This window comes from Mucilaginibacter sp., assembly GCF_035492695.1.
GTDB lineage: Bacteria > Bacteroidota > Bacteroidia > Sphingobacteriales > Sphingobacteriaceae > Mucilaginibacter.
Map to the genome: position 1 here is coordinate 361,338 of NZ_DATJJC010000033.1, position 12,801 is coordinate 374,138.

Annotated in this window: 11 protein-coding genes; 5 read left to right on the top strand and 6 right to left on the bottom strand. The window is 45.1% G+C overall.

The window, feature by feature from the left end:
* Positions 1–35 precede the first annotated feature (35 nt).
* Together VL525_RS21795 and VL525_RS21800 are read right to left on the bottom strand one after the other, a co-directional pair.
* Positions 36–1,289, bottom strand: a complete 1,254-nt coding sequence (locus VL525_RS21795; RefSeq protein WP_325389696.1) for a competence/damage-inducible protein A — start codon at positions 1,287–1,289, stop codon at positions 36–38.
* The gene (locus VL525_RS21800; protein WP_325389698.1) at positions 1,290–4,025 is read right to left on the bottom strand and encodes a putative LPS assembly protein LptD; all 2,736 of its coding nucleotides are present in this window, start codon (positions 4,023–4,025) and stop codon (positions 1,290–1,292) included.
* 134 nt (positions 4,026–4,159) lie between these two features.
* Here VL525_RS21800 and VL525_RS21805 point away from each other — a divergent pair, with 134 nt between their 5' ends.
* Both VL525_RS21805 and VL525_RS21810 read left to right on the top strand, forming a co-directional pair.
* Positions 4,160–5,077: an N-acetylmuramoyl-L-alanine amidase gene (locus tag VL525_RS21805; RefSeq protein ID WP_325389700.1), complete on the top strand. Its 918-nt coding sequence runs from the start codon at positions 4,160–4,162 to the stop codon at positions 5,075–5,077.
* A gap of 90 nt (positions 5,078–5,167) precedes the next feature.
* Positions 5,168–6,112 carry an MlaD family protein gene (locus VL525_RS21810; RefSeq protein ID WP_325389702.1) on the top strand — a complete coding sequence of 315 codons (945 nt, stop codon included), beginning with the start codon at positions 5,168–5,170 and terminating at the stop codon, positions 6,110–6,112.
* Positions 6,113–6,170: 58 nt separating this feature from the next.
* Here the strand turns inward: VL525_RS21810 and VL525_RS21815 are convergent, their stop codons facing one another.
* The 4 genes from VL525_RS21815 to VL525_RS21830 all read right to left on the bottom strand — a co-directional run bounded on the left by VL525_RS21815 (position 6,171) and on the right by VL525_RS21830 (position 9,510).
* Positions 6,171–7,085, bottom strand: coding sequence for a ribonuclease Z (locus tag VL525_RS21815; protein ID WP_325389704.1), 915 nt, complete (start codon positions 7,083–7,085; stop codon positions 6,171–6,173).
* A 21-nt stretch (positions 7,086–7,106) separates the two neighbouring features.
* Entirely contained in the window at positions 7,107–7,484 is a 378-nt protein-coding gene (locus VL525_RS21820; protein ID WP_147032941.1) for an STAS domain-containing protein, read from the bottom strand.
* A gap of 51 nt (positions 7,485–7,535) precedes the next feature.
* Complete coding sequence (locus VL525_RS21825; protein WP_325389708.1) at positions 7,536–8,480, bottom strand: phosphoribosylaminoimidazolesuccinocarboxamide synthase; 945 nt, start codon at positions 8,478–8,480, stop codon at positions 7,536–7,538.
* 67 nt (positions 8,481–8,547) lie between these two features.
* Positions 8,548–9,510 carry a PhoH family protein gene (locus VL525_RS21830; protein WP_325389710.1) on the bottom strand — a complete coding sequence of 321 codons (963 nt, stop codon included), beginning with the start codon at positions 9,508–9,510 and terminating at the stop codon, positions 8,548–8,550.
* 102 nt (positions 9,511–9,612) lie between these two features.
* Here VL525_RS21830 and VL525_RS21835 point away from each other — a divergent pair, with 102 nt between their 5' ends.
* Genes VL525_RS21835 through VL525_RS21845 form a run of 3 tightly spaced genes read left to right on the top strand, consistent with a single transcriptional unit; the run spans position 9,613 to position 12,783 of the window.
* Complete coding sequence (locus tag VL525_RS21835; RefSeq protein ID WP_325389712.1) at positions 9,613–10,389, top strand: SAM-dependent chlorinase/fluorinase; 777 nt, start codon at positions 9,613–9,615, stop codon at positions 10,387–10,389.
* Positions 10,390–10,404: 15 nt separating this feature from the next.
* A complete protein-coding gene (locus VL525_RS21840) occupies positions 10,405–10,929 on the top strand; it encodes a hypothetical protein (RefSeq protein WP_325389714.1) in 525 nt (174 codons plus the stop codon).
* 24 nt (positions 10,930–10,953) lie between these two features.
* Positions 10,954–12,783: an ABC transporter ATP-binding protein gene (locus VL525_RS21845; protein ID WP_325389716.1), complete on the top strand. Its 1,830-nt coding sequence runs from the start codon at positions 10,954–10,956 to the stop codon at positions 12,781–12,783.
* Positions 12,784–12,801 lie beyond the last annotated feature (18 nt).

Sequence of the window (12,801 nt, forward strand, 5' to 3'; positions counted from 1 at the left end):
GTTCTCAGGTATTATAACGGGGCAAAATTAGTCAATTAGTTTAATTCCTTCAGCAAAATATTCAGCATGTTCAAAGCTGCTATCGCCGTTCTTTCTATATTCTGCTGCCGCTTATTTCCAAATGAAAATTTCTTTGTAACGGTTTTCGCATTATTTGCTACGCCTATCCACACGGTCCCCACAGGCTTTTCGGGCGTTCCTCCATCGGGACCGGCAATGCCTGTAACAGCAACTGCATAGTCCGATTTAAAGTTCAATAAAGCGCCCTCCACCATCTCTTTAACCGTTTCCTCGCTTACCGCGCCATGCTGCCACAGCGTTTCATTCTTTACCCCGAGTATGCTTTCCTTCAACTCATAGGAGTATGAAACTGCGCCTCCAAAAAACACATGCGACGAACCCGGATGCTGTGTTATCAGGTGCGATATATACCCGCCTGTACAGCTTTCTGCTGCCGACAGGGTCAATTCCCGATCTGCCATAAAATTCAAAATGGCTTTTTCCAGCGGTATATCTTCCTGTGCTATTATTGCATTTCCAACCCGCTCCGTTATCCTGGCCGCAAAATCTTTTACTTTTTCCGCCAGGAACGCTTCATTATCGCCATATGCACTTAAACGCAAACGTACCTGACCAAGTTTGGGTAAATAGGCCAATTTTATATAAGGCGGCAAATCATCCTCGATATCCTTTATCTTTTCGGCTAAATACGACTCCCCTTCGCCGGCCGTCAAAATGGTATGATGAACGATATGCGGCAATTTTAGCGATGCTTTGAGTTTTGGCAATACCGAATCTTCCATCATGTACATCATCTCGTGCGGCACACCCGGCATCGACATATAAATGGTATCGTCGTAGTTGAACCACATACCCGGCGCGGTGCCGTTCCGGTTCAAAATAACTTCACAATTTTCGGGCACCATGGCCTGCTGGCGGTTTACTTCGAGCAATTCGGTAAAAGTGCCCCGCAGCCGCCTGAATATAGCCTCAACATTTGCAAGTGCCTGTTTGTTCTCCACTAATCCAACCCCAAAATATTCAGCCAATGTTTTCTTGGTGATATCGTCCTTGGTCGGGCCAAGGCCACCGGTTATCAGGATAATATTCGCCCGTTCATGCGCTTCCTTTAACGCCGCCAGTATGTGATGCCTGTCGTCAGACACTGAGGATATTTGTTTTACCCTGATGCCTATTCCGTTAAGCTGCTGTGCTATCCAGGCCGAGTTGGTATCCACGATCTGGCCGATCAGTATCTCGTCGCCTATGGTAATTATTTCCGCCTGCATTTATTGGTAAGGGTTGTAATATTGATTGCTGGTGTAATCACTTCGTTTGGTCAGTTTCAGGTCCTGCAATATAGCAGCTTTTACTCTTAAAGTAACGTTGTACGATTTGTAATAACCGAATGGAAGCCATTGAAACGAAAGGTCCCAGCAGTGCAGGTTACGGTAAATGCCGAATGACGTAGCGCTGCTCAACTGGCCTTTACGCAAGTCGTAATTGGTGGTGTACTGTACTTTCCAGTTTTTGGTAACACTTACATCGCCGCTTAACATTACGGTGTTTGATACGTAGGTGTTGGTATAATTATTACTGTAACTAAACGAGTAATTGATAGAAGCGTTCCAGGGAACGTTAAAATCGACATAGGCGCTGGGGTCGCTGTTAAGCAGGGCCAGTTTGGCCGCCTGGTCGGGGTTTGCAGTTTGCAGGGTCGATCCCGGTGCAGCAGGTTGTACACTCGGGTGGAACAAAGCCGGGTTAAGCGAAGCACTGGCAGATAAGCTGGCCTGGACCAATGTCGGGAATTTGCCGTTCTGCCACGTGAATTTATTTATCGGTATCCTGTATTTATAGATCTGGCCGTTCGAAATGGAATCTCTTACCAAAGTAGTGTAAGGGTTGAAAGTTCCACTGAAATTGATATTCAGCTTATCCTTAAACAGCGAGGTGTGACCTGAAAATGATATAGGTGAAAGATTCAGCGAGTCTGCTGCGAAGTTGTAAGATGTTGATACCGTAAAACCCTCCAAAATCTTTATTTTCTTAGCTGTTGTTGATGTATCTGTGCTTTTAGGGCGCACCTTGGCTTCTATACTATTATTAAGACTGAACGTCAACGCGGCCGACTTACCTGCCGACGGCCCCCCATATACCGAGTTTTGGAAAATAGAATAACGCTGCGAACTTACCTGGTAAGGCACCGTTGCATCGCTCACCGCAGTTTGATAATAGCCATAGCTGGGATCGCCAAAGTCGGGGTGAAAACTGACTCCGATAGATGGCGTGGCTACATACCTGATGGCCTGTATGCTGCCTTTTTTGAACGACATCGTACCGTATATCTTGGTGGATATATTGGCGCCGACATTGTACTCACCGGCTCTTTTAAACCCGCCGATGGTATCGTATACCAATGAATCTCTACCGGGTACGCTGCCCCTGGCGTACCGTTCGTTTATATGTTGAAAATACCAGCGTTCGGTATAGTTAACGCTCGTGCTGAACTGGAAATATTTCAGGATTGTCTGGTTGAAGCCGATCGGTATCTGGTGTTCAAAACCGTTTTGCAAACGTTTTGACAAGGTTGCGCTTTTAAACAGTTGCGCTTCAGGCACGTCGTTCACCTTATTTGTTCCCTGCAGGCTATAACCAACAGTGATCTTCTGATACCATTTCTGCTGACCCACTCTTTCTTTTGAATCGAACGGGCTGATGGTGGACATGTTAAAGTTGAACGTCGGCAGCTCCAGTGTAACCGTCTTGCGTGTCAGGTCCTGGCTGTGCGACAAATTGACCGTAAGGTTAAAAGGTGTTCCGGCCCACACCCTGCCGTATGATATACTTGAACGTAACGTGTTTTGAGTTAATGTATTCAGGTTATAACCTTCCGTAGCGGGGTTATGCTGAAAGAACCCTGATGTACCCGCATTTACCGACGCACTGAATGTGGTGCCGGGGTGCGCATTCGGATTTTGGCTATGCGACCAGTCGATATGGAAGTCCTTGTTCGACGGGTCGCCCGGCAGCCCGTAATTAGTCGAGCTATAACTTAAGGTTACTGTGCCGCTATACTTATACCGGTTATAATAACGGGACGAAGTGCTTACCTCATACGAACCCTTGGAGTATAACGTACCGGTGGTAGTAAGGTCGAGGTAATCGTTAAGCGCTATATAGTAACCAAAGTTACGCAGGTAAAAGCCAAGCTTCTGGTCTTCACCAAATGTTGGAATGATGATGCCCGACGCCCTGGTATTGGGTTTAGGAAAAAAGCCAAAGGGTATGGCCAATGGCAGCGGTACCCCTTCTACCTCCAAAAATGCAGGCCCCGATATGATCTGGTTTTTTTCGCCGATACCTTTGGTTATCACAATGCCGAAATGGGTATCAGGGTAAGGCAGGTCGCAGGTACTGAAGATCACATGATCATACGCCGCATCCTCGCCGCTTAGTTTCCGTATCTGCCCGCCGGATATATAATTCCCATCCTGATCCGACGCAGCATTATATAGCTTACCCTTCTTTGTCTCATAATTAAAACGTAATGAGTCGGTTATCACGGGTTTGTCCTTACCTTGTTTTGATATGGGGCGGCCTATATACCGATGGGTAAACGGATCTATTTGCCCGGTTGCATAAATGATCTTGTTCTTTTCGTCGACGCGGATATAATCTGCATCCATCTCGAAATCCTCGTAGGTAACCCGTGCTTTACCATACAAATATAATATCTGGTGTACGTCATCGTATTTGGTCGAATCCTCCGCATGGGCTGTCACCATCGATTTCAGTCCATTTTTATTATTCGTGGTGTCATTATTTGCCTGTGCTGCATTATTTCCCGAAGTTTTTAGGGCAGATTTCCTACCTTTAAGCAACTTCTTGTCTTTTATGGTGTCCAGTTTAATAATGGTATCAATAACGGGCTTGTGGCCGTAAAAGCTGCGGGATGTTGCAGATGCTGTTACGTTGGCCATTAAAATGAATACAGGCAGAAAAAACAGGCTAACGAATTTCAAAATCGATTATGAATAGTATTTTTGCGGGTATTGTTAACAGCGTTCAAAAATAATGAAACCATCAGATTATTCGTTACAATAGTGATTAATATAATCTGACGAATTGTTCACCATAGAAAAAATAAAATATTTAGATGAAAAATAAGGCATTGAAAAGATTGATTTATAGTTTACTAACATTTGTTATCTCCTTTACTTTGCTTTCGTTTAAACATCCGTCACCTATAAAAAAAGACCCTCTGCTTGCCGACAGCAGCTTCAGAATAAGAACCATCATCGTCGATGCCGGTCATGGCGAGAGGCCGCCGGAAGGCGGACGCTACTCTCCCGGCACACAAGGTTCATATTCCTTCGAGAGAGACATAACGCTATCTATCGCCAAGAAATTGCAGGCTGAATTTGAAAAAGACATGCCAGATGTGAAAATAGTGATGACCCGTACAAACAAGTACGATGTGATATGGGGGAAACGGGCTGAAATCGCCAACTCGAACCGCGGCGATCTTTTTATCTCGATCCATTGCAATGCGTTACCTAACCGGACGATACGCGAGGTGGTTGGTCACAAACACCATAAACCTGTTTACAGATCGGTGAGCGTACCGGACCGTTCAGGCAAAGGCGTACTGCTGCTGGTTTATAGCACCAACAGGATAGGGCCACAGAACGAAGCTTTGCGCGAGAACGAAATAATTGGGGATGATAATAAAGTGGAGACTTCTGTGGAAGATAAAGCCGAGGATCCTATGGCAGTGATCATGCTTAACCGTATGAAGAATAAATTCCGCAAACAAAGCATACGCCTGGCCGACCTGATAAATGATGAATTTACACAAACTGATGGCCGCCCCAGCGACGGAGTAAGGGAGCAGGTTGTATTTGTGCTCGATCATACAGCCATGCCTTCTGTATTAGTAGAAACTGGCTACCTCAACAATCACGATGACGAAGATTACCTGAATTCTGAAAAAGGTCAAAACGAAATCGTAGCTTCGATAGTTAGAGCTGTAGAAAAATACAGGGATGAAGCAGAAGCGGTATCTAAAAATTAATCGGATGTGGGGTATGGGGCTAAATAACAGGCAGGCATTAGTTTATTTTACCGGTCTCCGATCTCATATCTCAAATCTCACGTCTATACTATGAAAATCTCTAACGAAACTAAAATTGGCGCACTGACCACCCTGGCCGTTGCCATCCTGATATTGTGTTATAGTTACCTGAAAGGTAATGATGTTTTTACCTCGTCCGATAGATTTTACGCCGTTTATAACAGCGTGGAGGGGCTTTCAGTGTCTAAACCGGTGTTGGTCAACGGCTTTCCTATCGGGCATGTTTCCAAAATGAATCTGCGCCCCGACGGGCGCACTATTGTTGAATTTAAGATCGACCCGCAATATAATGTGCCCGATAATACACTGGCCAAATTGGTAAGCACCGATCTCCTGGGTTCAAAAGCAATTGTTTTTGAAATGGGCAACAGCAAAACTTACGCGTCGGACAAAGACACGCTTAAAGCAGATATCGAGGGCAGCCTTGCCGAAAGCCTTCAGCCTATTCAAAAGAAGGCCGAACAGTTGATCTCGAAAATGGACTCATCCCTATCGGCCATCAACAAGATCATGAATCCTGATTTTCAGAAAAATATCGACCGTAGTTTCCTTAGTATAGCCAATTCCCTGCAAACGTTAGAAGGAACCACCAAAAAGATCGATGAATTGGTTGCATCGCAAAGCAGCCATATCAATGGTATCCTCGCTAATTCAGAGGCAGTTTCGGCTAACCTGAAAACCAGCACTTCGCATTTGGACAACATCGCTACCAATGCCGAGAAGTTTACCAGCGACCTTTCAAACTCAAATATCAAGCAAACACTGGATAACGCAAACAAGGCCATCGCCGATTTGCAGGCGACGATCAGCAAGATCAGCGACAGCAAAGGGTCGTTGAGTATGCTGATTAATGATCAACGCCTTTACGCGCATCTTGATAGCGCATCGTCAAACCTGAACAAGTTGTTTATCGATCTGAAGGCCCACCCTAAACGCTACGTGCATTTCTCGGTTTTTGGAGGAAAGAAAGATTGATGTGCAATTTGAAGTTTGCAGTTGCCGGTTTGCCGCATAAAAATTGCTAACTGCTAACTTATTCTATAACAAAGGTTTTCCCCTCAAGCGCAAGTTCCGTTTCCGGGAAAATACTTCGCGCTTCGTCCAGCAGTTCATTCAATGTTTTATAACGGGCCGAAAAGTGGCCTATAAGCAGTTTTTTTGCATTGGTTATCAACGCTATCTCGCCGGCCTGCTGAGCTGTGGTATGAAACGTAGACTGCGCCCGTTGGATCATGATATGCATGAAAGTCGATTCATGATACAGCAGGTCGACATTGCTTATCTGCTTAAAATAACGTTCGTTGTATATCGTGTCCGAACAGTACGCGTAGGTTTTAGGCGGCTCCGGCTCGATGGTGAGATCTTCGTTTTTATAAACAGTGCCATTTGGGGCTGTGTAATCGGCGCCCTTTTTTATTGCAGAATAATATTCAATTGGAATATTTATTTTCTCAATTTTTTCCTTGATAAGTTTCTTCAGTCTCTTTTTCTGCCTGAACAGGAAGCCGGTGCAGGGTATCCGATGGTCAAGCGGGATAGTCTCAACAATAACATCCTGGTTCTCCAGTATAGTCTCCACGATACCAGGGGTTGTGAAAACATAGTCGATCCCGAACTGCAGTGTGGTTTCGGAATATTTCAGTTGCAGGTCGATGATCTCCTTCAGCTCTGGCGGGCAATATAAACTTAAAGCTTTGGTCCGCCCGTTCAAATGCATGGACGATAACAACCCCACAAGGCCAAGATAATGGTCGCCATGCAGGTGGCTAATAAAAATATGATCAATACGGCCTGGTTTTACATCAAAGCGCAGCATCTGTTGTTGCGTGCCTTCGCCGCAATCTACCAGGTAAAAATGCTCATTGATGTTTAGCGCCTGCGAGGATGGATTCCTGTTGAAAATTGGCGTTGCCGAGCTGCTTCCCAATATTGTTACCTCAAACTTCATATCGGGTAAACAAGGTCCGGGCTATTTTGCCTCTTTTTTTAGCTGCTTTTCTACTTCCTCCATGAAGATAAGGTCAATGGCTTCGTCCGTTGTCGGAACGATGGCAAGTACGCTGTCTAACTGAGAAATAGCTATCAGCCGCGATACAGCGTCGTTTAAACCTACCAGGATAAATGTACCTGATGAGTTTTTACATAGGCGGTGCCCTACCAGTAAACTACTCAATCCTGATGAATCAGCAAACTTTATCTGCGAAAGATCCATGATGATATTCCTCTGCCCCTCGGTGTTCATCAATATCAGCTCAGACTTCAATTGCGGTGTAACTAATGAATTCAGCTTGGATTCATTAAGTTTCAATAAGACATACTTTTCGTGCTTATCAACAGTAAACTTCATTTTTTGATAATTATGCTACTAAGATATAATTTTTTTATCTACAATAAAAAATTACAAATTCCTTAATGCGGTGTTAATTGAACCTTCTACCCTCTTCAATACCTGGCCATTGTCGCCTTTGATAAATTTTTCACCGGTTATCTGTTCAAAAAGCTCAATGTAACGGTCCGATATCGAGGCTACTATTTCCGGCGTCATTTCAGGTACAACCTGCCCTTCCTTACCCTGGAAGCCATTTTCTATCAACCATTTCCGTACAAACTCTTTAGACAGTTGCTTTTGCGGCTCACCATTTTTTTGACGCTCCTCATACCCGTCTCTATAAAAATATCTCGAGGAATCAGGCGTATGTATTTCGTCAATTAAATATATTTTTTCACCAACCTTGCCAAATTCATATTTGGTATCCACCAATATCAGGCCCCTTTCAGCGGCAATTTCGGTTCCCCGCTGGTATAATGCTTTAGTATATTTTTCCAGTTGTGTGTAATCTTCAACCGAAACAATACCTTTTGCCAATATTTGCTCACGCGAGATATCCTCGTCGTGCCCTACGGATGCCTTGGTTGTCGGTGTGATGATCGGCTCGGGCAATTTATCATTTTCTTTTAGGCCTTCGGGCAATTTCTCGCCGCACACCTCGCGTCTGCCGGCAGCATATTCGCGGGCAGCGTGGCCGGCAAGGTAGCCGCGTATCACCATCTCCACCTTAAATGGGTCGCATATCCTGCCGATAGTCACACTCGGGTCTGGAACAGTTACCACCCAGTTTGGTACGATGTCCGATGTATCCTTTAAAAACTTAGCGGCTATTTGGTTTAATACCTGCCCCTTGTAAGGTATCGGCTCTGGCAACACCACATCAAATGCCGATATACGGTCGGTAACCACCATCGCCAGGTATTTGTTGGCGATTGTATATACATCCCTCACCTTGCCTTTATAAAAACCGGTTTGGTTCGGAAATTGAAAATGCGTCTCTTTTATTGCGTCCATTGTGTTAGTTCATGGTTCATAGATCATAGTACCTGATGGCCAAAAACCATCAACTATGAACTATAAGCTACTGTATATCCCCGTATGCCTCCAGTATCTTCCTTACCAGTTTGTGGCGTACAACATCCTCACCGGTCAGGTAAATGATCTCGATACCTTTTATATCTGTCAATATCCTTAAAGCTGTATGCAGGCCCGATTGCTGCTTTTTGGGCAGGTCTATCTGGGTAACGTCGCCGGTGACAATGAATTTAGCTGTCGGCCCCATACGTGTCAAAAACATCTTCAACTGCATATCAGTAGCGTTTTGGGCCTCATCCAGTATCACAAAACAATTATCAAGCGTACGGCCGCGCATAAATGCCAGCGGGGCTATCTCTATGGTGCGGTTCTCCAAATACACCTTCAGCTTTTCGGCTGGTATCATATCGTCCAGCGCATCGTACAGAGGGCGCAGGTACGGGTCGATCTTTTCTTTAAGGTCGCCGGGCAAAAAGCCGAGGTTCTCCCCTGCTTCTACCGCCGGGCGGGTAAGGATGATGCGTTTAATTTCTTTGTTCTTTAACGCGCGCACTGCCAGGGCAACCGCGGTATAGGTCTTTCCTGTACCTGCAGGGCCTATGGCAAAAACGATATCGTTTTTATCAATGGCCGAAACCATGCGCTTTTGGTTAGCCGTGCGCGCCTTTACCAATATACCGTTGGGTCCGAACACCAAAACCTCGCCGGTGGTCGATTTATCGCCTGCCGCAGGCTCGGCCGCTGCCTTTGGTGCAGCATTTGATCCCAGTATCCTTTCCAGGTCGGTGATGTTCAGATTCTCAAATTTTTCGACATGGTTCAGCAGGTGACTGAACTTTTCGTCGAATACGGACAATTCATGATCATCCCCCAAAACCTTTAATTCGCTGCCGCGCGCAACTAATTTCAACTTGGGGTATTGTTTCTTGATGATCTCGAAGTGGTCATTATTCGGTCCCCACAATACAGCCGGGTTCACATTTTCGATGGATATTTTTAGTTCGGTCAACAGTAAGAGTTTTTTTAGTTCCGGGATTTTTATGAATTAAAAATTGAATATTTGTAGCTTCTTAAGCTTGCACAAGATTAGCAATAAATATTTGAAAAATTAATGGCAATAATAACTTTAACTACTGATTTGGGCGACAAAGATATTTACCAGGCTGCCCTTAAAGGAAGTATTCTAAAATTATTGCCTGCTGCCAGTATCGTCGATATTACGCACAATGTTTCCGCCTTTAATGTGCAGCAGGCGGCCTTTATATTAAAAAATAGTTTTCATTATTTTCCCGACGGTACTGTTCACCTGATCGGTATAGATACCGTTTTTACCAAGGATACCAAATACCTGGCCATTCATTATAAAAATCACTTTTTTGTCGGGGCCGATAATGGTATTTTTTCATTAATGTTCAACGCCGACCCGGATGAGATCGTTGAGATCAATATTATGCAGGACCTTAAATTCCTTCACTTTCCGTTGGCTGATATTTTCGTAAAAGCGGCCTGTCACCTCGCCGGCAACGGAAAACTAAAGGACATTGGCCTGCCAATAGATAATATTGAAAGGAAGATGAACCTGCAGCCGGTTATCGAAAAGAATTTAATCCGCGGGGCTGTCATTTATATTGATTCCTTCCAGAATGTGATCACCAATATCACCAAGGAGTTTTTCAACCAGGTGCAGCAGGGGCGTAACTTTACGCTCTCTTTCAAACGAAATGAAACAATAAACCATCTTAGCTGGTATTATAACGAAGTGCCCGAGGGCGAAAAACTGTGCCTTTTCGGCATAAGCGACCATTTGGAGATTGCAATTAACAAAGGCAATGCAGCTGGTTTGCTCGGTTTAAGCCTCGGCGACACCGTTATATTGGATTTTGAATAATTCTGCCCGCCAGTTATGGAAAAACTTACCCTGATCTGTTTAGCATGCCTTTGGTATGCCCCTTTACTTGCTCAATCAAAAAACAATCCCGATTCCCTGGCTTACCAATTGCAACGCAATAAGATCAACCTGATGCTTGACCAACGCCATCAGAAGTTTGGGCAGTACAGTGAAAGCCTGAAAAAACATACCGGCATTTTCGGTTTGCAAACAAAAAAAGACATTCGCCGGTCGAACGATATCCTGATGGACATCACTAAAACCGACGAGGCCATATTTGAGCAGATAAAGATATTGCTCAACTACCGCACCTACCAGCAACAGCAGGCACAAGTGCAAACCACCCGCGTGCAGGACAATAGCCTGGGTTATATGAATACCATAAACCGCCTGCGCGACCAGGCAGACAAGTTAAAACAAGATGCGCAGGCCGCTCAAAAAGAGCAGGAAAGCACTAACAGGATGCATTTTATTGTGTTTGCCCTCATGCTTGGGTCAATTTTAATTTTATTATTTCGAAAGCGCCACGTTACTGCTTAGTTTTGCCGGGTTTATATTTAATAAATGGCAAGAGGCAGAAGCAGTTTGAATAGTGGTGGTAAACAAAAAGAAGAACTACCCAAAGCTAAAATAACACGACAAACCCTAAGCAATATATCGCGGCTGCTTTCCTATCTAAGGCCTTACCGCTGGAAATTCATTTTTGCAATGCTTTTCCTGTTTTTGTCGAGCTTGGTCGGATTGGCATTCCCTTCTTTTATCGGAGCGCTTATAGACGCTGCGCAAGGAAAATCGACCGGTAAATTTTTGCCCGGCTCCATACAGGGCATTGGCATATTAGCGCTTGCCGTATTATTCAGCCAGGCTTTTATTTCGTTTTTCAGGATATTGTGGTTTGTCCAGGTGGCCGAGCGTTCGCTGGCCGACATCAGGCGCGATACCTATTTCAAACTGATAACCCTGCCGATGAACTTTTTCTCGAACCGCAGGGTTGGTGAATTGAACAGCCGCATATCAGCAGACCTTTCACAGATACAAGACACACTTACCACCACTCTTGCCGAAATAATTAGACAATTGGTTTTGTTGGTCGGTGGTATTGCTTTCCTGGCCATCATTTCAATTAAACTTACGCTATCCTTATTGGCGGTATTGCCGGTGCTGGTAGTTATCGCCGTATTCTTTGGGCGGTTTATCCGCAAAATATCCCGCGAAGCGCAGGATAAACTGGCTGAATCGAACACCATAGTTGAGGAAACTTTACAGGGCATAGCCAACGTGAAGGCCTTCGTAAACGAATCGTTTGAAGCGACCCGCTACGGAAAAAATATCGGCGACGTGGCGAGTATCGCCATTAAAGGTGCTAAATACAGGGGCATATTTGCATCATTCATCGTATTCGGCATGTTTGGTGCAATTGTGTCGGTAGTTGCTTATGGCTGCTTACTGGTAAGCCATCACGAACTTACGGTAGGCGAGCTATTTAAATTCGCCTTATACGCAGCCTTTGTCGGCAGCGCGATGGGCAGCTTTCCAGAAATGTATGCCAACGTGCAGCGAGCGGTTGGCGCCAGCGAGCGGGTATTGGAGATATTGGCCGAGCAAAGCGAGAAAATATCTATCATCGAAAGTAACAACGATATAAAGCAGCTTATTGAAGGTGATCTCTCTTTCAACAATGTCAACTTCCACTACCCTTCCCGTCCCGAGATAGAAGTACTAAAAGGTGTTTCGTTCGAAGCAAAAGCCGGGCAGCGTGTAGCCATCGTCGGCCCGAGCGGTTCCGGCAAGTCAACAACAGCGGCATTAATACTGCAATTTTATCATCCGCAAAGCGGAACAATATTTTTTGACGGCAAGCCGGCTGATGAATATTCATTAACCGACATCCGAAACCAGGTAGCGATAGTACCGCAGGATGTTTTGCTTTTCGGAGGAACGATACGCGAGAACATCGCTTACGGTAGGTTAAAAGCGACCGAAGAAGAGATCCTCGCGGCAGCAAAACGTGCCAACGCACACCAGTTTGTAACGTCGTTTCCCGAGGGCTATGATACCGTGGTAGGCGAACGCGGGGTTAAATTATCGGGCGGACAACGCCAGCGCATTGCTATTGCCCGCGCCCTGCTTAAAAATCCATCGATACTGATCCTGGATGAAGCCACCTCCTCGCTCGACTCTGAATCGGAACGCCTGGTACAGGAAGCGCTGGAGGAGTTGATGAAGAACAGAACTTCTGTTATAATTGCACATCGTTTGTCTACCATCCGCGAAGCTGATAAAATCATAGTTTTGGAAAAGGGCGCGGTGATAGAAAGCGGCAATCACGAGGAACTGCTGGGCAACGAAAAAGGCCTTTACCGCTATTTGAGCCAATTGCAGTTTGAAGTATAGCATATGGTTGATAGATCA

Excerpts from the sequence above, each read along its gene's own strand:
- VL525_RS21835 (WP_325389712.1), top strand. The coding sequence starts at position 9,613 with ATGGCAATAATAACTTTAACTACTGATTTGGGCGACAAAGATATTTAC.
- VL525_RS21810 (WP_325389702.1), top strand. The coding sequence starts at position 5,168 with ATGAAAATCTCTAACGAAACTAAAATTGGCGCACTGACCACCCTGGCC.
- VL525_RS21845 (WP_325389716.1), top strand. The coding sequence starts at position 10,954 with ATGGCAAGAGGCAGAAGCAGTTTGAATAGTGGTGGTAAACAAAAAGAA.
- VL525_RS21840 (WP_325389714.1), top strand. The coding sequence starts at position 10,405 with ATGGAAAAACTTACCCTGATCTGTTTAGCATGCCTTTGGTATGCCCCT.
- VL525_RS21805 (WP_325389700.1), top strand. The coding sequence starts at position 4,160 with ATGAAAAATAAGGCATTGAAAAGATTGATTTATAGTTTACTAACATTT.
- VL525_RS21825 (WP_325389708.1), bottom strand. The coding sequence starts at position 8,480 with ATGGACGCAATAAAAGAGACGCATTTTCAATTTCCGAACCAAACCGGT.
- VL525_RS21820 (WP_147032941.1), bottom strand. The coding sequence starts at position 7,484 with ATGAAGTTTACTGTTGATAAGCACGAAAAGTATGTCTTATTGAAACTT.
- VL525_RS21815 (WP_325389704.1), bottom strand. The coding sequence starts at position 7,085 with ATGAAGTTTGAGGTAACAATATTGGGAAGCAGCTCGGCAACGCCAATT.
- VL525_RS21795 (WP_325389696.1), bottom strand. The coding sequence starts at position 1,289 with ATGCAGGCGGAAATAATTACCATAGGCGACGAGATACTGATCGGCCAG.